At 43.3% G+C, this 19,003-nt stretch carries 23 protein-coding genes; 21 read left to right on the top strand and 2 right to left on the bottom strand.

Translation table 11 applies throughout. From position 1 onward, the window contains the following. Positions 1-35 precede the first annotated feature (35 nt). The 16 genes from V6C27_00115 (at position 36) to V6C27_00040 (ending at position 13,143) form a co-directional block, all read left to right on the top strand. Entirely contained in the window at positions 36-377 is a 342-nt protein-coding gene (locus tag V6C27_00115) for a histidine triad nucleotide-binding protein (protein MEG6614837.1), read from the top strand. A gap of 195 nt (positions 378-572) precedes the next feature. Then, positions 573-761, top strand: a complete 189-nt coding sequence (gene rpsU / locus V6C27_00110) for a 30S ribosomal protein S21 (GenBank protein ID MEG6614836.1) — start codon at positions 573-575, stop codon at positions 759-761. 116 nt (positions 762-877) lie between these two features. Beyond that, on the top strand, positions 878-1,369 hold the full coding sequence (locus V6C27_00105; GenBank protein ID MEG6614835.1) for an NfeD family protein: 492 nt from the start codon (positions 878-880) through the stop codon (positions 1,367-1,369). A 76-nt stretch (positions 1,370-1,445) separates the two neighbouring features. After that, a complete protein-coding gene (floA, locus tag V6C27_00100; protein MEG6614834.1) occupies positions 1,446-2,468 on the top strand; it encodes a flotillin-like protein FloA in 1,023 nt (340 codons plus the stop codon). Between the two features lie 8 nt (positions 2,469-2,476). Next, complete coding sequence (locus V6C27_00095) at positions 2,477-2,890, top strand: hypothetical protein (protein MEG6614833.1); 414 nt, start codon at positions 2,477-2,479, stop codon at positions 2,888-2,890. A gap of 109 nt (positions 2,891-2,999) precedes the next feature. Continuing rightward, on the top strand, positions 3,000-3,287 hold the full coding sequence (gene yqfC, locus V6C27_00090) for a sporulation protein YqfC (protein ID MEG6614832.1): 288 nt from the start codon (positions 3,000-3,002) through the stop codon (positions 3,285-3,287). 33 nt (positions 3,288-3,320) lie between these two features. After that, complete coding sequence (gene yqfD, locus V6C27_00085; GenBank protein MEG6614831.1) at positions 3,321-4,568, top strand: sporulation protein YqfD; 1,248 nt, start codon at positions 3,321-3,323, stop codon at positions 4,566-4,568. A gap of 34 nt (positions 4,569-4,602) precedes the next feature. Beyond that, the gene (locus V6C27_00080; GenBank protein MEG6614830.1) at positions 4,603-5,580 is read left to right on the top strand and encodes a PhoH family protein; all 978 of its coding nucleotides are present in this window, start codon (positions 4,603-4,605) and stop codon (positions 5,578-5,580) included. A gap of 5 nt (positions 5,581-5,585) precedes the next feature. Next, positions 5,586-7,736 carry an HDIG domain-containing metalloprotein gene (locus tag V6C27_00075; GenBank protein MEG6614829.1) on the top strand — a complete coding sequence of 717 codons (2,151 nt, stop codon included), beginning with the start codon at positions 5,586-5,588 and terminating at the stop codon, positions 7,734-7,736. Further along, the gene (gene ybeY, locus V6C27_00070) at positions 7,717-8,175 is read left to right on the top strand and encodes an rRNA maturation RNase YbeY (protein MEG6614828.1); all 459 of its coding nucleotides are present in this window, start codon (positions 7,717-7,719) and stop codon (positions 8,173-8,175) included. Before V6C27_00075 ends, ybeY begins: the two co-directional genes overlap by 20 nt. Positions 8,176-8,179: 4 nt before the next feature. Beyond that, a complete protein-coding gene (locus tag V6C27_00065) occupies positions 8,180-8,539 on the top strand; it encodes a diacylglycerol kinase family protein (protein MEG6614827.1) in 360 nt (119 codons plus the stop codon). Positions 8,540-8,615: 76 nt separating this feature from the next. Continuing rightward, a complete protein-coding gene (locus V6C27_00060) occupies positions 8,616-9,059 on the top strand; it encodes a cytidine deaminase (protein MEG6614826.1) in 444 nt (147 codons plus the stop codon). Positions 9,060-9,163: 104 nt separating this feature from the next. Continuing rightward, on the top strand, positions 9,164-10,051 hold the full coding sequence (gene era / locus V6C27_00055) for a GTPase Era (GenBank protein ID MEG6614825.1): 888 nt from the start codon (positions 9,164-9,166) through the stop codon (positions 10,049-10,051). Positions 10,052-10,285: 234 nt separating this feature from the next. Continuing rightward, positions 10,286-11,629 (top strand): magnesium transporter, encoded by a 1,344-nt coding sequence (gene mgtE, locus V6C27_00050; GenBank protein MEG6614824.1) that lies wholly within the window; start codon positions 10,286-10,288, stop codon positions 11,627-11,629. 164 nt (positions 11,630-11,793) lie between these two features. Continuing rightward, positions 11,794-12,738, top strand: coding sequence for a diguanylate cyclase (locus tag V6C27_00045; protein ID MEG6614823.1), 945 nt, complete (start codon positions 11,794-11,796; stop codon positions 12,736-12,738). 42 nt (positions 12,739-12,780) lie between these two features. After that, positions 12,781-13,143 carry a DUF5305 family protein gene (locus tag V6C27_00040; protein ID MEG6614822.1) on the top strand — a complete coding sequence of 121 codons (363 nt, stop codon included), beginning with the start codon at positions 12,781-12,783 and terminating at the stop codon, positions 13,141-13,143. Between the two features lie 37 nt (positions 13,144-13,180). Here the strand turns inward: V6C27_00040 and V6C27_00035 are convergent, their stop codons facing one another. After that, positions 13,181-13,588, bottom strand: a complete 408-nt coding sequence (locus V6C27_00035) for a VanZ family protein (GenBank protein ID MEG6614821.1) — start codon at positions 13,586-13,588, stop codon at positions 13,181-13,183. A gap of 77 nt (positions 13,589-13,665) precedes the next feature. Next, entirely contained in the window at positions 13,666-14,301 is a 636-nt protein-coding gene (locus V6C27_00030; GenBank protein ID MEG6614820.1) for a spore coat protein, read from the bottom strand. 259 nt (positions 14,302-14,560) lie between these two features. On the opposite strand from V6C27_00030, the gene galU reads away from it, so the two are divergent. The 5 genes from galU (at position 14,561) to V6C27_00005 (ending at position 18,961) form a co-directional block, all read left to right on the top strand. Next, entirely contained in the window at positions 14,561-15,436 is an 876-nt protein-coding gene (galU, locus tag V6C27_00025) for a UTP--glucose-1-phosphate uridylyltransferase GalU (GenBank protein MEG6614819.1), read from the top strand. A gap of 167 nt (positions 15,437-15,603) precedes the next feature. Further along, entirely contained in the window at positions 15,604-16,380 is a 777-nt protein-coding gene (recO, locus tag V6C27_00020) for a DNA repair protein RecO (protein ID MEG6614818.1), read from the top strand. Between the two features lie 26 nt (positions 16,381-16,406). Next, complete coding sequence (locus V6C27_00015; protein MEG6614817.1) at positions 16,407-16,835, top strand: DUF4342 domain-containing protein; 429 nt, start codon at positions 16,407-16,409, stop codon at positions 16,833-16,835. Positions 16,836-17,224: 389 nt separating this feature from the next. Beyond that, positions 17,225-17,563, top strand: a complete 339-nt coding sequence (locus V6C27_00010) for a tRNA-binding protein (protein ID MEG6614816.1) — start codon at positions 17,225-17,227, stop codon at positions 17,561-17,563. Between the two features lie 114 nt (positions 17,564-17,677). Then, positions 17,678-18,961, top strand: coding sequence for an IS110 family transposase (locus V6C27_00005; protein MEG6614815.1), 1,284 nt, complete (start codon positions 17,678-17,680; stop codon positions 18,959-18,961). Positions 18,962-19,003 lie beyond the last annotated feature (42 nt).

Genomic DNA, 19,003 nt, shown 5'->3' with positions numbered 1-19,003 from the left:
TTGTAGAGAAGAGTTTTGGGAGGAGGTGCAAGTTAGTGGACTGTATCTTTTGCAAAATTATCAACAAAGAAATACCTTCAGAAGTGGTATACCAAGATGAGCGTATATTAGCTTTTAAGGATATTAACCCAGAGGCACCCACCCATATTTTAATCATCCCCAAAAAGCATATTCCGACATTACTTGATTTACAGCCTGAGGACAGCGATATTATTGGTCACATAGTTCTCACCGCCAATAAATTGGCTTCACAATATGGGTTAGCAGAGCAGGGCTATAGACTGGTATCAAACTGCAAAGAACAAGCAGGCCAAACAGTCTTTCATATCCATTTTCACCTATTAGGTGGTAGACCCTTCGCCTGGCCTCCAGGTTAAGGATAAAGTTTTAGTTGCAAACGTAACACAGTCAAAGGTTTTACTGGAAAAAACGGTAGTTATAAATGGATTAAAAACCAAACCGATTGACTTGTGGTACTAAACAGTATATAATTTTATAGTGTGTTTGATGGGGTAAAAAAACTCCCTTACATACTCTCTGTGTTTCACCCATTGGCGGAGGGAGGGAAGAAAGTGGCGGAAATAAGAGTAGGTAAAAATGAAACACTGGATAGTGCCCTCCGGCGCTTTAAGCGTTCTTGTCAAAAGGCTGGGGTATTGTCCGAAGTACGTAAACGTGAAGTTTACGAAAAGCCTAGTGTTAGACGTAAGAAAAAATCAGAAGCAGCACGTCGAGCAGCTGCACGCAAGCGCTTTAAATAACTTAATTAAAAAAACAACAATGCCTGGCAATAACTTTGCCAGGCATTCTTGCACATTAGGATTAATTAATAACCATTTGTGGACATATTGATAGATAGGGAGAGGGGGGTGAAACAATGAGTAATGAAATAGCGGTATGGGTAGCGGTACTGGTAATGATTTTGGGTGTGCTGTCTTTGATTATGGAAGTGTTTGTATTTCCTGGTTTTGGTTTTTCTGGTATTGCTGGTGTACTACTACTGGCTTGGGGCATAATACTGTTATCAACCGATTTAATCCAATCATTACAATCATTGGTTATTGGCCTTATTTTAACCATTGCTTTTTTTGCCTGGGGTATCCGCATGGGTTACAAAAGAAAACTGTGGCACAGGTTTGCCCTCAAAGACCGCCAAGCCCGTGAGCAGGGTTACTCCTCTGCCCGTCAAGAATTAAAACAACTACTGGGCAAAGAAGGAGTGGTAATTTCTAAACTACGTCCGTCCGGCGCAGTGGAAATAGAGGGGCAAAGAATAGACGTTGTTTCTGAAGGTGGTTACATTATGCCCGGAACAAAAATTGTTGTGGTGCGAGTGGAAGGCAGTCGAGTTGTGGTGAAAGAAATTTAGACGAATTATGAATTATGAATGACATAAGACTGTTACAAATGATTTAAATAAAATTTATCTAAGGAGGTCCCAAAACATGGCAGAACTTATTTCATCGTTGATTTTTCTAGGCCTAATTCTATTGGCTGTGGTGACAGTGTTCAGCTTTATTCCGGTGGGCCTGTGGATATCCGCTTTGGCTGCTGGGGTGAAAATTGGTTTAATTACTTTGATTGGCATGCGCTTAAGACGGGTGCCTCCGGCTAGAATTATCAATCCATTGGTTAAGGCTGATAAAGCCGGAGTTCAAGTGACAGTAAACCAATTGGAAGCCCATTATCTGGCCGGTGGTAACGTCGATCGGGTGGTAAATGCACTGATTGCCGCAGAACGGGCGGCTATCGATTTACCCTTTGAACGGGCAGCGGCCATTGATTTAGCTGGTAGAGACGTGTTTGAGGCGGTACAAATGAGTGTTAATCCCAAAGTAATAGAGACTCCTTTGATATCGGCAGTGGCTAAGGATGGCATTGAGGTGAAAGTAATCGCCAGAGTGACAGTGCGGGCCAACATCGACCGATTGGTGGGTGGCGCTGGGGAAGAAACAGTGCTGGCCCGGGTTGGCGAAGGTTGTGTATCCACGGTGGGTTCGATGGAAAACCACAAAGAAGTGTTGGAAAACCCAGATTCCATCTCCCACACTGTCTTAAACAAAGGTTTAGATGCAGGAACCGCTTTTGAAATCCTATCCATTGATATTGCCGATGTGGATGTTGGTCGTAACATTGGTGCTCAACTGCAAACGGACCAAGCGGAAGCAGATAAAAAGATCGCCCAAGCCAAGGCGGAAGAACGGCGCGCCATGGCAGTGGCCAAAGAGCAAGAGATGCGAGCAATGGTAGAAGAAATGCGGGCCAAAGTGGTGGAAGCAGAAGCCCAAGTGCCGCTGGGTATTGCCCAGGCGCTGCAGGCAGGCAACCTGGGCGTAATGGACTACTACAACATGCAAAACGTGATTGCCGATACCGAAATGAGAGTAGGTTTTGGTAACATTGGTGGCCAAAAAACTAAAGACGGTAGCTATAGCACACCAACTTCCACTGAAAAAAGAAACGAGTAGGTGGTTAAATGAGTGAAAACCGCCGTTTCAATTGGGATGTGTTATTAGAGCAAGAACCAGATAAGCCCCCCCTCAGGACAGAGCCAAGTACACCGAGAGTAGAGGTGCCATTGGAATTTGATTCGGTACCGGGGGATATGGATGTTCCGGATGATATGACAGAACAGCAAACGGTAGCAATGCCTAAAAACAAAGAGCCTAAAAAGTCAGTGATCAAAATAGAAACGGAAAAACTGACTGAAATCAAAAGACAATTAGGGATGCCAGAGCCAAAGGCAGAAGCGATAAATGTAAGTCAACAAAAACAACCGGGTCTGGACTTACTAACAGGCAACATTACCCCCAACCAAATAGTAAACGCCTTCATTCTATCAGAAGTCTTTGGCAAACCCAAGGGCTTGAGGCGTCGGAGATATAGGTAAAAAGCAACAACAAAAATCAATCCACTCTAAAAACACAAACGACAATGATAAAAAATGGTACTTTTTTCCCCTCCCCAGGCATATTGTTAGCCTGGGAGGGGATTTTTTTATGGCCTGGCAAAAGCTAAAAAAACAACTTAAAAGACAGGTTTCAGATTTTTTAGAAATTCCCAGTGACGTCATGCTGGATCTACCCAAGGTGGTGCTGGTGGGAAATTTGCAGGTGTTTATAGAAAATCACCGGGGCATCGTTGAGTATACACCGGAAATAGTCAAGGTTATAGTGGGGGAAGGAGAAATTGAAATCACTGGTGAGGGTTTATCTTTGCGCAACATGACAGCCGATGAAATTATGGTGGAAGGAAAAATTGACAATCTAAAGCTGTTAAATGAATAAAAAGTATCAATTAACTGGTTGGGGGGATTTAACTTGTTTCTGTTTAGATTAATGTCATATTTGTTTGGACATGTTTCCCTGTTGGTTCAAGGGGAATCGTTGGAGAAATTTATTAACATGGCTGCCAGTCGGGGTATCTATCTTTGGGACATTACCAAGGTGGGAGCTGATAAAATGCTGGTACGGGTGCGATTGTCTGGAGTTAAACCGTTAAGGCATATCGCCAGGGGTACCGGTAACAAATTTAAAATTAGCACCAGAGAAGGTGTGCCCTTTATCGTTGGCCGAATGAAAAAAAGAAAATTATTAGTCATCGGGGCGGTTGCCTTTATGGCGGTGCTGTACATGCTATCATCATTTATTTGGTTTATTGAAATAGAAGGCAACCAGAACCTCTCTGACCAACAAGTATTAAAGGTGGCCCATCAAGCGGGGCTAGCCAAAGGGGTGCTTAAACACAACATAGATCCCGCAGTGGTGGAAAGGGCTATTAAAGATCAAATCCCCATTGTTTCTTGGGCTGGTGTCTATATTAATGGGACAAAGGCTCGCATCGAAATTGTGGAAAAGAAGATGCCTCCTGGCTTAGAAGATAATCATCCAACCCATGTGGTGGCCAAAAAAGCGGGACTGATTAAAGAAGTATTAATTCTTTCTGGCCAGGCGGCAGTAAAGGAAGGAGATACCGTGGTACCAGGGCAAATACTAATATCCGGTGAAATACTGCCTGAGGTTAAACCAGAAGAAACAGTGCCACTGTCTCCGGAAGAAATGGCTCCAACCCCCATCGACATGCCCCAATATGTTCATGCCAAGGGAATGGTGCGGGCCAGAGTATGGTATGAAGGCTATGGCGAAACGCCACTGGTGGAAAGTGGACAAAGGATCTCCGGTGAGCAAATAGAGCGGGTTAGTATTAAAATTGGTGGCAAGGAAATAATTCTAAAAGGGCCTAAAGAGGTGCCTTATCAAGAATATCAAACCAAAGGGCAAGTGAAAACATTGCCCCAATGGAGGAATATTGCAGTTCCTGTAGAATTTAATAAAGTACAATATTTGGAATTAGTTAACTACCGGGAAGAACGTACTCGGTCCGAAGCTCGCCAGTTGGCAGAACAAAAAGCCTTAGCAGCGGTGAAAGCAAAACTGCCCAAAGAGGCTAAAATATTAGAACAAAGGGTGGAACGGGTAGAGACCGGCCAGCAGGAAAACCTGGTGCGGGTGAAAGTATTTCTAGAAACACTGGAAGATATTGGTGTAGACAAACCATTTCAGCCTTAATTGAAGCAGTATCTAAGGGAGGGTTTAAACTATATTGGCAGACAGTGGTGAAATAAGAATAACACTGGAAGATATCAGGCTGGCCGCTGAAATATTTGGTCGGAATGATGAAAATCTAGCTTACATTGAAAAAACATTAGCAGTAAAAATTGTGGCCCGGGGTGATGAGTTATTGATTAACGGTGATCCCCAAGCGGTTGATGAAGCAGCACAACTCATCAAGCAGTTAAAAGAATATATTGCTACCGGCAACCACATTACCAGGCATGAAATTAGGTATGCCCTCAGCCTGGTGCGGGCCCAGGGCAGTGAAAAACTGGCTGACTTGGCCCATGATGTAGTGGTGATGACTGCCCGGGGTAGACAGATAAAACCGCGATCCCAGGGACAAAAGCAATATGTCAATGCCATCAAGAGTCATGACATTGTCTTTGGTATTGGCCCCGCTGGCTCTGGTAAGACCTATTTAGCGGTGGCCCTGGCGGTGGCTGCGTTGAGAAATAAAACGGTATCCCGCATTGTTTTAACTAGGCCGGCGGTGGAAGCAGGAGAAAAATTAGGTTTTTTACCCGGTGATTTGCAGGAAAAGGTTGATCCCTACCTGCGACCCATTTATGACAGTTTGTATGACGTTTTAGGCAATGAAAATACTCAAAAATATTTAGAACGGGGCATTATTGAAATTGCCCCTTTAGCCTATATGAGAGGGCGCACTTTGGAAGAATGTTTTATTATTTTAGATGAAGCCCAAAACACCACCCCAGAGCAAATGAAAATGTTTTTAACCCGCCTGGGTATGGGCTCAAAAGCAGTGATTACCGGGGATATCACCCAGGTGGATTTACCCCGGGGACAGAAGTCTGGCTTAATTGACGTCAGCGAAAAACTGAATAACGTTGAGGGATTAGCTTTCCATTACATGACTGGTGCAGACATAGTACGCCACCCCCTGGTAGCAGAAATAGTCAAGGCATACGAGTTGGCGGGAAAGGCCAATGACAGTAGGGAGTGAAATAAATGGTTCCCTTAAACAAAGTTGGCGGCACGGTGGTGCAGGGATTAAAGTATCTCGTCAAACATCGCCGCGTGCGCCGGGGAAGTGCTGCGGTATTCTTTTTGCTAATCTTCACCTTAATGCTATACCTAGACTTCTTCCCCAGTAAAGTAGATTTAAAGGCAGGGGAAGTAGCCCCTTATGATGTTACCGCTCCGCGCAGTGCTGAGTATGTAGATACCGTTAAAACGGCAGAATTAAAGCAACAGGCAGCGGAAGCGGTGGACGATGTTTATACGGTGGATCTTAATGTAATACTGGATGTAAAGACCGATATTGATCACTTGACTGAAAACATCATCCAAATAAAGGAAAACCCTGATTTAACCGAGGGGGAAAAACTGGAAAATTTAAAACCAGTACTCCCCTTTACTTTACCTGACAATGCAATGAAAGAAATTATCTTGGGAGCCACCGACGACTTAAACAAAGTGGCTGAAAACATCAACAAGCTAATTTCTGATCGCATGCAGCAAGGCATTACCGATGAACAACTGCCACAGGCCGAGTCAGAAATATTGGCCGACATTGAGAAGCTTAATTATAACAATAGCTATAAACAGTATGCAGTGGCATTAGCTAAAGAATTTTTGCGTTCTAATCGCTTTTACAATGAGGAACAGACCAACCTGTTGCGCGAACAGGCGATGGATGCCGTTGAGCCGGTAACCATCCCCATTAAAGCCAACCAAAAGGTGGTTAAAGCCGGAGACATAGTTACCCAACAGGATATTCAAGAGTTACAGGCCCTGGGGTTGTTGCAAAAAAAATTGCCCTGGACAAACCTGTTAGGTTCATTGCTATTAATCGCTACTTTAATGTCAGCGGTATTGTTTTACCTGCGCCAGCAAAACAAAGAAATTTATCACAACATTAGTCAGCTCTATTTGTTAGGGATTGTAGCCTTGATTGTGATACTCTTTGCCAAAGTGCTGGCGGCCATTGAAATATCCCGTTGGCCAGAATTTAGCGATTTGTTTGGTTATCTAGCGCCAGTGGCCGCCGCTGGCATGTTGACCGCCATTTTGTTAGAATCCAGGTTGGCGGTATTGATGGTGGCGGTAATTAGTTTGTTTGTTGGGATGATGAATGGCAACAATTTGAATTTTAGCATGGCTGGTTTTTTAGGTGGAGTTACAGGGGTTTACAGTGTCTCTAAACTCAGCCAGCGGGGGGACTTAGCCCGGGCGGGACTATATACCGGGTTGGCCACTATGCTGGTGATATTGATGATCGGCCTGATTGAAGATACCACTTGGCAGTTAATGTTGGCGGCTGCTACTATCTTGGGATTAACAAACGGTCTGTTGTCTTCAATTTTAACCAATGGAGCACTGCCATATCTGGAATCAACCTTTGGCATCACATCGTCAGTTAAACTGTTGGAGTTATCTAACCCCAGTCATCCGCTATTAAGAAAGATGCTGCTGGAAGTGCCGGGCACTTATCACCACAGTATTATGGTGGGCAATCTGGCAGAAGCCGCCACCGAAGCGGTGGGTGGTGACAGTCTGTTGGTGCGGGTGGGAGCACTGTACCATGATATTGGCAAAATTAAGAGACCCTACTTTTTTATTGAAAACCAAATGTCCGGTGATAACCCCCACGATAAAATTGCCCCCAACCTGTCAACATTGATATTGACTTCCCACGTTAAGGATGGGGGAGATATGGCTAGAGAACATAAACTACCGCAACGGGTGATTGATATCATTGAGCAGCATCATGGTACCACTTTGGCTCGGTTCTTTTATAATAAAGCCCTCGAAGGGGAACATGCCGAAACCATTAAAGAAGATGATTTCCGCTATGACGGTCCCAAACCACAGACCAAAGAGGCGGCCATAGTGATGCTGGCAGATTCGGTGGAGGCGGCGGTGCGGGCGCAAAACAATCCCACCTCTGGTCAAATAGAGGGTCTGGTGAGAAAGTTAATTAAAGGTAAATTAATGGACGAGCAGTTGGACGAGTGTGATTTAACCCTTAAAGACCTAGATAAAATCGGCAATGCCTTTTTAAAGGTTTTATCAGGCATGTATCATTCCAGAATTGAGTATCCAGATATTAAAGAGATGGAGAGGAGAAAGTCTCGCCGTGCCAATAATCGTAAATAATATGCAGACAAATATTCCTGTGCAATCAGCTTGGGAAAACACTGTCGATCAAGTGATTACCAAAGCGCTGGAACTGCATCAGCGTGTAAACAGTGAAGTGAGCGTCACCTTTGTGGATGACCAGTACATCCACCAATTAAATCGTGATTATCGGGGAGTGGACAGACCCACCGATGTGCTGTCCTTTGCCATGGATGAAGGAGAAGAAATGCCTGCCGCGCCAGAAGAAGTGCATATGCTGGGGGATGTGATTATTTCTTTGGAAACCGCCCAAAGGCAGGCTAAAGAGTATGGTCATACCTTCGAGCGGGAACTGGCATTTTTAGCAGTACACGGGGCACTACACCTGTTGGGTTATGACCATCAAACCGAAGAGGAAACCAATGTGATGCGTTCCAAGGAAGAGAGCATCTTAACGGAATTGGGTATTAATAGGTAAAGTTATGTGGTCTAGATTTAGCCGCAGCTTGGGCTGGGCATTTAAGGGTATTATTTGGGCGCTTAAAACTGAGCGTCACATGCAGTTTCATCTGTTGGCTACAGTGGCTGCAATTTTAGTGGCCTATTGGTTAAAGATATCTGTAACCCAGTGGTTGTTTATTATTTTCGCCATTGCGTTAGTTTGGATGGCAGAACTAATTAACACCGCCATTGAAGCGGTGGTGGATCTGTGCACCCAAGACCATCACCCCTTAGCCAAAGTTGCCAAGGATGTAGCCGCTGGCGCAGTATTGATAGCAGCGGTCAACTCGTTGGTGGTGGCTGCGTTGGTGCTGTTGCCAAAATTGTTATCCCAATTATGAAACTGCTGCGCATAATTAATGAGTGATTTGTTAAGGGCGGACTTCCACGTCCGCCCGGTTGCACAGGAGGGATGAAATGACCACGGTAGCAGACAAATATATCAGCGTCCAACAAGGGATGATGTTTCCGGTAGAAAAGCTAATTGCTGAAGCTAAAGCAGCTATGGAAACGGCCTATGTACCCTACTCCAATTTTCCGGTGGGAGCAGCGCTGATCACTGACGACGGTAAAATATATCAGGGCTGTAACATTGAAAACGCCTCCTATGGGCTAACTTGTTGTGCAGAAAGGGTAGCCATATTTAAGGCGGTGGCCGACGGCAACAAAAATATTAAGGCGCTAGCGGTGATCGCCAACACCGACCAGCCCTGCAGCCCCTGTGGTGCCTGCAGGCAGGTAATGACTGAGTTCAATCCCGATATGGAAGTCTACATGGTGTCTAAGCACGGTGATGTGGAAAGAACCCACGCCAGCCAACTGTTGCCAGGGTTCTTTGATAAAAAAGCAATGGAAGAATAAGAAGAAGACAAGGGGACAGGTCCCTTGTCTTCCCCGAAGACGCCGGACCTGTCCCCTTGTCTTCGTCCCCTTGTCTTCGAATTACACAATTGGAGGTTGCGCTATTGAGCTACAAATCAGGTTTTGTCGCGCTGGTGGGGCGCACTAACGTGGGCAAATCAACATTGATGAATCAACTTATCGGTACTAAAATTGCCATTATGTCTGACAAAGCCCAAACTACCCGGCACAAAATACATTCGGTACTAACCAAAGATAATGCCCAGGTGGTATTTCTTGATACCCCTGGCATTCATAAACCTAAGCATAAGCTAGGTGAACACTTAGTTGACATTGCTTTGGGTACACTGAAGGAAGTTGACATAGTGTTATTTTTGACCGAAGCCAATTGTCGCCCCGGCAGCGGTGACGAATATATATTAAAGCAGATGCAGGGCCTGAAAACTCCTGTCTTTTTAGTGCTGAACAAAATTGATTTGATTAAAAAAGAAGAATTATTTAAAGTGATAGAACAGTATAAAAATCTCTATCCCTTTGCTGAAATTGTTCCGGTATCAGCATTGAACGGGGAAAACACTGACCGTTTGGTGGAAGTGTTAATTAACAATTTGCCTGAAGGGCCACAGTACTATCCGGCGGGCGTAGTTACCGACCGTCCTGAAACCTTTATCATGTCGGAACTAATTCGGGAAAAGGTGCTGCACCTAACCAGTGAAGAAATCCCCCATTCGGTAACGGTGGTGATAGATAACATTGAGCAACGTCCCAACGACGTGGTGGCAGTACAGGCAGTGATCTATACCGAACGGGAATCCCAAAAGGGCATTTTAATTGGCAAGGGTGGCAGGATGCTAAAGGAAATTGGTAAACAAGCCCGGGAAGAAATAGAAAAATTGTTGGGCTCCAAAGTTTACCTAGAGCTATGGGTCAGAGTGAAAAAAGACTGGCGCAATCGTCTTGATCAACTTAAAAATTTCGGTTACAATGAATAAGTATTTTATTGACAACGCTAACATTAATTTGATACGCTACAAAAGGAACACCTAACAAGCCTTCACAGACTTCCGAAGGCTTGTTTTTAGTTCCAATACCCAATGTTTATGAAAAGGAGTGGTAAGTCCATGGACGCAGACCCAGGGAGGGTCAATGCAAAACAATTAAATAGCGGGCGTCTATGCTTACCTTGGTATGCAAAGGGCGCCCCGTAAGAGAGGAGTGTGCCCATAATGAACAAAGAAACTAGAGGGCAACAAATTCTGGACTGCTTAGCTCAAAATTCGATGCTAAAGTTGCGTCAATGCTTAGAAGAACTACACGCAGCCGATATTGCAGAATTTTTGCCGCAATTACCTCTCCCCCAGCGCATCAAAATATTGCGTCTGGTAGAGCACAGCAAAGCTGCTGCCATTCTTTTTGAATTGGACAGAGACCTATTACCTCCTCTACTTGAAGGTTTAGGCCCCAAGCGCACGGCAGATATCATGTCACAAATGTTTACAGACGATGCTGCCGACTTATTAGGTGAACTGCCGGAAGAACAGCAGAATAAACTGCTGGGTTTGATGAAAGCTGCAGAGGCAGAAGATATTCGTGATCTACTTAGTTATGATGTAGATACCGCCGGTGGCTTGATGGCCACAGAATATGTTGATGTGCGCAAAGACTTTACTGCTAACCAGGCCATTGAACGATTGCGCCGCATTGCCCCAGGTGCCGAGACTGTTTACTATGTTTACGTCACCAATGACGATGAACAGTTGGTGGGAGTGATTTCCCTCAGGGAATTAATTATTGCCGACCCAGAAGAAAAGATTGAAAACATCATGCGCACTCAAGTGGTGAGTGTTCATGTGCGCACCGACCAAGAGGAAGTAGCTAAACTGGTATCAAAATATGACATGTTGGCAGTACCTGTGGTCAATAACGACAAGCAACTATTAGGGATTATTACCTTTGACGATATTATTGACGTTATTGAAGAAGAAGCCACCGAAGACATGATGCGGTTAGCCGGTAACATCGAACCGGAAGGGCAAGACTTAGAAAGCAGCTTTTGGCGCCGGGCAGGCAACAGGTTGCCATGGTTAATTGGTTTGCTGTTTGGCGAACTGGTGGCGGGCAACGTCATCCACGGCTTTTCTGCCACATTGGAACACATCACCGCCTTGGCCTTTTTCATTACCGCCATGGCCGGTGGACCTGGTAATGCTGCCACCCAATCGCTAACAGTGGTGGTGCGGGGTCTAGCAACTGGTCAAATTGATAAAAGCAAAATTTGGTCAGTGGTCTGGAAAGAAACCCAAGTGGGAATATTAGTGGGATTAACCTGTGGTTTAACGCTAGCAGTGATGGCCTACATTTGGCAGGGTTCGCCAACGTTAGGTTTGGTGGTGGGCTTATCCATGACCTTCTCCATCACCACCGCCACCGTATTGGGTAGCCTGGTACCGGTGGTCATTAGCCGCCTTGGAGTAGATCCGGCCATGGCCTCGGGCCCATTTATTGCTACTTTAATGGATATTACCAGTATGATGATCTACTTTGGCTTGGCCACGATGTTTTTGATTTAACGTACAAAGATGCAACTTTATATCATTAAAAACGCTGTCATTTCAAGACAGCGTTTTTTTGCGCCCTAAAATTATTGATAAATATTGTAAAAACAGTTGCAATTGTCAAACAAATGGCTGTAAAATAATTCCAGACTATAAACATCCAGGCATTGGAGGATATAATGTCTAGCTATAATATCAAAAAGAACAAACAATTAAGAACCCTATCTATTGGTAGAGGTATTGATATTTGTAAACGCTATGAAAACATATTTATCGATATGTTAGACAGCATTAACGAAGCCTTTTGTTATATAGATACAAAGTGGAAATTAATATTTGCCAATTCCGCAACAGAGAAATATTTAGCAGTGCCTAAAGATCAACTACTGGGTGATAACGTTTGGAAATTTTTTAGTAAAAATTTTAGTTTGGATTTTCAAGAGAGGCTAAAAAAAGCGGCCACCGAAAAAAACAGCTTACAGTTTGAAGAATACTACCCGCCACTGAACAATTGGTATGAAGTGCGGGTTTACTCATGCCGCTATGGATTAGCAGTATACTTTAACGATATTACCGAGCGCAAAAGAAATGATGAGTACATAAGGTATTTAGCCTTTCATGATTCCCTCACCGGCATACCCAATCGCGTTCTGTTACAAGACCGTCTGGAGAACGCCATCGCCAGGGCTAAAAGAAACAATGAGGTACTGGCGGTAATGTATTTGGATCTGGATAATTTCAAACAGGTTAACAACACCTTAGGCCACCATGCCGGCGACTTTGTGCTGCAGAATGTGGCCAAAAGATTAACTAATTGTTTAAGGGAAGGGGATACCGTTGCCCGGATGGGTGGAGATGAGTTTATTATCTTACTGCCCAACATTGAAACTAAAGATAACGTCGCCTTAGTGGCCAATAGAATTATTGAAACTATGCAACAACCATTGGACTTAAATAGACAGGAGTTTTATGTGACCACCAGCATTGGCATTAGCAATTACCCTGATGACTCCAGAAAGCGCCAAGAACTTTTAATAATGGCTGACACAGCGCTATATCGTGCTAAAAAAGCCGGCAAAAACAACTTTAAATTCTATAACCCCTGTAATCACCAAAGTAAATAAATATGCCAGAATAAGTAAAAACATTACACAAAATAGGTAAAAATAAGCATTTTTAAAAAACATGGCACCCGTTTTGTGGCCCTAGATAAAAAGATAGACTCTTCATATTACAACTATAATCAGGTTAGTTCCATTGAGGACCTGGTAAAAATAGCTGATGATAGAGAAAGGCCAATTACGTACCAGTACAGTGCTAATATTCAAATCAACGAGGAGAATGCTATCCATAGCTTAAATGAAACCCATTACATAATTAGCATTGACACAGAGAACGATCAGTTTGAACCCGATGTAATGTACAATGCCTACTTGTATGATATTGATACAAAAGAAACAATAATTGGGCCCATTAATTTTACAGTGGAAATCGCCAACGGAACCAGCGGCCACAGCCATAAAGAGTAAACAGTGCCACCCCAGTATCAATCATGGGGTGGCCTTTTTATTTGTGGGTGTTATGTTTATGGCGTGGTGGGGCATTGGGCCACAGTATTCTACTTACAATGTACATGCTAACCACAACGCCAATGGTGTCTTTGGTAAAATCCCAAAGGGTAGCTGATCGGTATGGCACAAAGGATTGATGGATCTCATCGATTAAACCGTAGGCAATTGCCAATAGCGCCGCCGTTTTACTGCCTTTGGGGGTGATTGGCCCTTTGGTTGAGAAGGCCAGCAGCCACAGGCCATATAATACTGCAAACTCTATCAGGTGCAGGGATTCTTTAAGGGTAGCGTCAAAAGTAAGCCCAGTGTTAACAATGGCATCACTGGGCTTACTTGATAGGTACCAAATTAAACTCATGTACAGAAAGGGTAGTGTTCTAATTAGCAATTGTAATAATTTCATAAGTAGTTATTCTAGGCAGAGGGCAGAAACTCCTTCTATAGTGCTACCTCTGTATTAAACACCACCTTAAACTGTGGCTACTGGTTATAACTGAGATCCATGCCTAAATTCAAAATTCCCTTGTTTGTATTGTCCATATCACCCATCTGATTCATATTATTCATGGGGCCCATATTTGCGGGGGTATAAGTATTAATCATAGTATTGGTAGTCATTTGTTTCATGGTTGGCACTTGGTAGTAACCATTTTGGTTCATATATTGCCAAACTTCGTAAGCCATTTCGGAACAATTGATGGAGCCTTGCTGCACCATTCTTCTCAGATTCAAATCAGCGCATTCTAAAGCCGCCATGGATTTCATAATGGCAGATGATTTATGACAACCTAACATACCACTGGCGATATCCCGATCATTTAGCTTGCCGGTGGCAGTGTGAGGACTTTGGGGAGCGGGGTTATTTAAACCATAAATGGGTTGGCTGGTGATGGGAGCGCGATATGGACGAGCTTCAGCCATGCCTTGTTGATTTAGGGCTTGAACCATCATATTGTATTCATTGGTCATAAAATTAATGTGTTTGTCAATCATAGATGATAGTTGTTGATCAGTGACATGGGGTTTGTACAGTTCAAACTGATTAATTCCATCGATAGCATCAGTAAGTACTTCATGTAATTCCATTACTTCGTGGGCACCGTATTGTGCGGCCATTAAAATCACTCCTTAGTTTTAAAATTAATAGTAAGTTGCCCATTTCAGGAAAGTTTATGCGCTGCGGTATAACACTGGCAAGGGAAAGTGACAAAAAGTACATAATTAAAATTTAAGCAGGAATTCACAGCTGGTTTGTATAAATTAATAAGAAGCAACGCAGTGTCTTTTGCGTTGTTTTTTACACTGGTACATAAATGTTTAATAGAGATAGGTTTTAACTAAAAATTTAACCTAGGCAATTAGGAGGGAAAAATAGGTGAAAGTGCGTAAGGCAGTAATACCAGCAGCTGGGTTGGGAACCCGGTTTTTGCCGGTCACCAAAGCTTTACCTAAAGAAATGTTACCAATAGTAGATAAACCCACAATTCAATACATAATTGAAGAGGCTGTAAATTCTGGTATTGAGGACATTTTGATTATTACCAGCAGAGGAAAGTGGCCAATAGTGGATTACTTTGATCGTTCACCGGAACTGGAGACATCTCTGGAAGATAAGGGTAAAGTAGAACAGTTGGAAATGATCAAGAGGTTGTCCAGCTTGGCCAACATTCATTACATTAGGCAGAATGAACCGCTGGGACTGGGCCACGCCATTTATTGTGCCAAGTCATTTATAGCCGGTGAACCCTTTGCGGTGTTGTTGGGTGATGATATTGTTAAGTCCGATGTGCCGGCTTTAAAGCAATTAATTATGGTTGCCGAGCAACACAACTCCAGTGTAGTCGGGGTCAGAGAGGTGCCGGAAGCAGATGTTAACAAATACGGGATTGTAGATACCTCGGATCAAGAGGGGCCCATTTATCAGGTTAGGGATTTTATTGAAAAACCAGCGTTAGAGGACGCCCCTTCGAGATTAGCCATTATGGGTAGATACATTTTAAATCCGTCTATCTTTAAGTGTTTAGAAGACTTGCCCGCCGGTGCCAATGGAGAAATTCAGTTGACGGATGCTTTGCGGGTGCTGAGAATGTTAGAACCAATATATGCCTGCCAGTTTGAGGGCACCCGTTATGACGCCGGGGATAAATTGGGTTACTTAAAGGCCACAGTGGAATTTGCTTTAGAATCCCCAGATTTAGGGCCTGGGTTTGCCCGGTATTTAGCAGAGTTGTATCAAAATAGAACTAAATAACTTTGTAAGGGGCTGTTGTAAAAAGCAGTATTCTGTTTTGCAACAGCCTTTTTATTGCTTGTGGTTGAAATTATTGTTAACAGGGAAAAACAATTGCCATGTAGAATCTAATGCAGGTTAAGAAGTTTAGCGTCCAGAATGCAAAATTCTCTTTTGAGGTGTAATATGTGAGGCAATACGATGTAGAAGCGGTGGTTTTGCGCTCCAAAACCATTCGCGAAGCGGATAAATTGGTCACTATTTTTTCTCGGCAACGGGGTAAGCAAAGGGTAATGGCCTATGGCGCTGCCAAAGCCAATAGCCGCAAGCGGGGGGCGGTGCAACCGCTGTGCCATTCCCAAATGATGCTCAGCCGGGGTAAGGTGTTGGATTCTATCACCCAGTGTGCTGGCATTAGTTTTTTTACTGAAATTGTTAGCAATTTAGAAAAAATGACTGTGGCCTTTTATTTTTGCGAATTAATGGATATCTTAAATGAAGAAAACGAGCCCAATGAACCATTATTTATCTTGCTGCTAACTACCCTTAAATGGTTAAATCAGCCCACAATAGATTTTGCCGCGGTAGAAAAACTACAGGCCGGCTTTGAAATGAAGATGTTAGGTTTGCTGGGCTATATGCCGGAACTGGGCAGTTGCGTAAATTGCGGTGGGGATTTAACGGGTAAACTGACCTTTAGCGTTGATGAAGGGGGCGTTATCTGTGGCCACTGCTATCAACCGGAAAACAGGGTGTTTGCCATTAAGTATCCCACAGTGCAGTTGCTAAGACAGTTACTTACCACCAAGCCCGGTGAGCTGGCTTTATTGCAGCCGGATAAATGGACTTTTGAGCAAACAAAGAACATTTTAAAGGCTTTGACACGGTACCACTTGGAAAGACGGGCTAAATCGTTGGATTTTCTGGAAGTGTTGCATAAAAATACTCCAAATAGGGATAAATAATAGTAGATTTACAGGGGGTGTGCAATATGACCAATGAGTTAGAAAACATAGATCTACTGCGGGCTCGGGTTGGAGTGGGTTACCGAGAGGCCAAAGAGGCTCTAGATGAAGTGGATGGAGATGTTGTGCAAGCATTAATTAACCTGGAGGAACGAGGTCGACATTTATCGGAAAAACTACAAGGCCGCAGCAAAGAAGTGATGGGTCAATTTCGCCAATTTTTGAGCAAAGGTCACAACACAAAGATTAAAGTGAAAAAGGACGGCGAAACAGTGCTAGAAATTCCCGCCACCGTAGGCGTGGCCGGAATAGTTGGCGCTATGTACAGTAACGAATTGGCACTACTGGGGGTGGCCGGTGCTGTTGCGGCCATGGCCAACGACTACCGCTTTGAAATAGAAGTGCCAATGGAACAGGCTACCGACTATACTAGCAATTATCGATCCTATCTTTAATTATTGACAACCCAGTGCCTGTTTGTTAAAATTTTTCTGTGTAGCTAAGTTTAATATTTGGCAATGAAGGAAAGAGTAGCCGGATTAAGTTTTTACAGCGAGCTGGGAATGGTGTAAGCCCAGTAAAACCATTCGTGTGAAGGGAGTTCCTGAGCCTTTATTCATTTGAAGGTGGATTGCTTAAGTTAAGGCAGTCAACCAGGGTGGAACCGCGGGAGCAACCTCTCGTCCCTGGGCTTAAATAAAGCCTGGGAACGAGAGGTTTTTTATTTTTTGAATCCTGAATAATAACCAAAACTAGCCACTAAAAATTAACAATTACAACCTAACCTATTTGCAACAACAAGCAAAAGACATTGCGGCTAAGTAAAATTAAGGAGGCTATAAAAATGGACTTAGCAAATGTAGATGATTTTTTCAAGGTGGATATTCGCATCGGCACTGTGATTAAGGTGGAAGATTTCCCCGAGGCCCGACGGCCGGCTTATAAAATTTGGGTGGACTTTGGTGCAGAGGTGGGAGTGAAGAAGTCCAGCGCCCAAATTACCGATTTATATACAAAGGAAGAATTACTCAACCGTCAGGTGGTGGCGGTGGTTAATTTTCCTCCGCGGCAAGTGGGGCCTTTTCGCTCAGAAATTCTTATTTTAGGCACCGCCCAAAGTGATAAATCTGTGGTGCTGCTGCAACCGGAGCGTCCGGTGGCCAACGGCTTAAGAATATGTTAATGGAGCATTCCTGTAATGAAATAAAATGCACTTTGAAAAAATAAGTACCTCACAGTAGAATTTAAATGTGCAATCGGCCAAAAGCACAAAATTAAATTCACGGAGGTACTCAAAATGAAGTATAACCAGAATGATAAAATTAAGCAAATCACAGAAGACACGCTAGTAGTGGGTGTAGATATTGCTAGCGAGGTCCAATACGCTAGAGCTTTTGATTACAGAGGAATTGAAGTTGGCAAACTTTTTAAATTTAACAATGATGATAGTGGTTTTTCTTCATTTGTAGAGTGGATTGAAGAGCTAAAAGCAAAGTATCAAAAAAATTATGCCATGATTGGAATGGAACCTACTGGCCATTATTGGTTTCCTATAGCTCAATATATAAAAGATCTTCAAATGAAAGTAGCACTGGTTAATCCATTTCATGTCAAACGAAGCAAAGAATTAGACGACAATAACCCAAGCAAGAATGACCGAAAGGATCCAAAAACCATAGCAATGCTGGTTAAGGATGGCCGATACTGTGTGCCGTATATAGCGGAAGGTATTTATAGCGAGTTGCGCAACTCAATGAGTACTCGTTCGAGATTAGTGAAAGAACTGAACATTATTCGTAACAGAGTAAAGCGGTGGATAAGTATATACTTTCCGGAGTTCAATAAGGTTTTTGGAAAGTGGGAAGGGAAAGCTGCTTTAATGGTATTAAAAGAGTTTCCTACCCCTGAGAAAGTAATAAAACTTGGTATTGAAGGCATTGTAGCTACATGGAGAAAAGAGATCAAAAGAGCTGTTGGAATTAAACGTGCAACCAAGCTAGTTAAAGCTGCAGAAGCTACAGTGGGTGTGCGTCAAGGGTTAAGATCTGCAGAAAACGAATTAAGCTGTTTGCTAGAAGAATATGCGTTAGTTATGCGGCAGTACGAAAAAACGATGGTCTTAATCGAAGAATTAGCAATGCAACTGCCAGGTATGGAAGAAATGCTAAAGATAAAGGGTGTCGGATTAGCAACTGCAGCAGGATTCATAGCTGAAGTTGGTGACATCACAAGATTTGAACATCCAAAGCAAGTGCAGAAACTAGCTGGGCTATCGCTCAAAGAGAACAGCTCAGGAAAGCATAAGGGAAGAACAACCATCAGCAAACGAGGCAGGAAAAGGTTAAGGGCTCTACTGTTTCAATGCATAATGCCAATGGTTGCTAAAAACAAAGAATTTAAAGAATTGCACTGGTACTATACAACCAGGGAGCAGAATCCACTAAAGAAAAAACAGTCATTGATACTTCTTTGCTGTAAGCTGATTAGAATCTTCTTTGCGTTGTTGACAAAAAATGTAGTGTATAATCCACAAAAAATGATAAATGACATAAAGAGACCTGCAAAGCAATTAGCAGCGTAATAGTTGTAAGGAATGTTTTCAAGGTACTGTGATCCGTTAGTA

The sequence above is a fragment of the Peptococcaceae bacterium 1198_IL3148 genome (assembly GCA_036763105.1).
In the GTDB taxonomy this organism is placed as follows: Bacteria; Bacillota; Desulfotomaculia; order Desulfotomaculales; family Desulfohalotomaculaceae; genus JBAIYS01.
This window is presented reverse-complemented; position numbering and strand designations above follow the sequence as displayed.

Excerpts from the sequence above, each read along its gene's own strand:
- V6C27_00005 (MEG6614815.1), top strand. The coding sequence starts at position 17,678 with ATGAAGTATAACCAGAATGATAAAATTAAGCAAATCACAGAAGACACG.
- V6C27_00030 (MEG6614820.1), bottom strand. The coding sequence starts at position 14,301 with ATGGCCGCACAATACGGTGCCCACGAAGTAATGGAATTACATGAAGTA.
- V6C27_00015 (MEG6614817.1), top strand. The coding sequence starts at position 16,407 with ATGACCAATGAGTTAGAAAACATAGATCTACTGCGGGCTCGGGTTGGA.
- floA (MEG6614834.1), top strand. The coding sequence starts at position 1,446 with ATGGCAGAACTTATTTCATCGTTGATTTTTCTAGGCCTAATTCTATTG.
- V6C27_00035 (MEG6614821.1), bottom strand. The coding sequence starts at position 13,588 with ATGAAATTATTACAATTGCTAATTAGAACACTACCCTTTCTGTACATG.
- mgtE (MEG6614824.1), top strand. The coding sequence starts at position 10,286 with ATGAACAAAGAAACTAGAGGGCAACAAATTCTGGACTGCTTAGCTCAA.
- V6C27_00010 (MEG6614816.1), top strand. The coding sequence starts at position 17,225 with ATGGACTTAGCAAATGTAGATGATTTTTTCAAGGTGGATATTCGCATC.
- V6C27_00075 (MEG6614829.1), top strand. The coding sequence starts at position 5,586 with ATGGTTCCCTTAAACAAAGTTGGCGGCACGGTGGTGCAGGGATTAAAG.
- V6C27_00065 (MEG6614827.1), top strand. The coding sequence starts at position 8,180 with ATGTGGTCTAGATTTAGCCGCAGCTTGGGCTGGGCATTTAAGGGTATT.
- V6C27_00095 (MEG6614833.1), top strand. The coding sequence starts at position 2,477 with ATGAGTGAAAACCGCCGTTTCAATTGGGATGTGTTATTAGAGCAAGAA.
- V6C27_00060 (MEG6614826.1), top strand. The coding sequence starts at position 8,616 with ATGACCACGGTAGCAGACAAATATATCAGCGTCCAACAAGGGATGATG.
- V6C27_00045 (MEG6614823.1), top strand. The coding sequence starts at position 11,794 with ATGTCTAGCTATAATATCAAAAAGAACAAACAATTAAGAACCCTATCT.
- yqfC (MEG6614832.1), top strand. The coding sequence starts at position 3,000 with ATGGCCTGGCAAAAGCTAAAAAAACAACTTAAAAGACAGGTTTCAGAT.
- V6C27_00105 (MEG6614835.1), top strand. The coding sequence starts at position 878 with ATGAGTAATGAAATAGCGGTATGGGTAGCGGTACTGGTAATGATTTTG.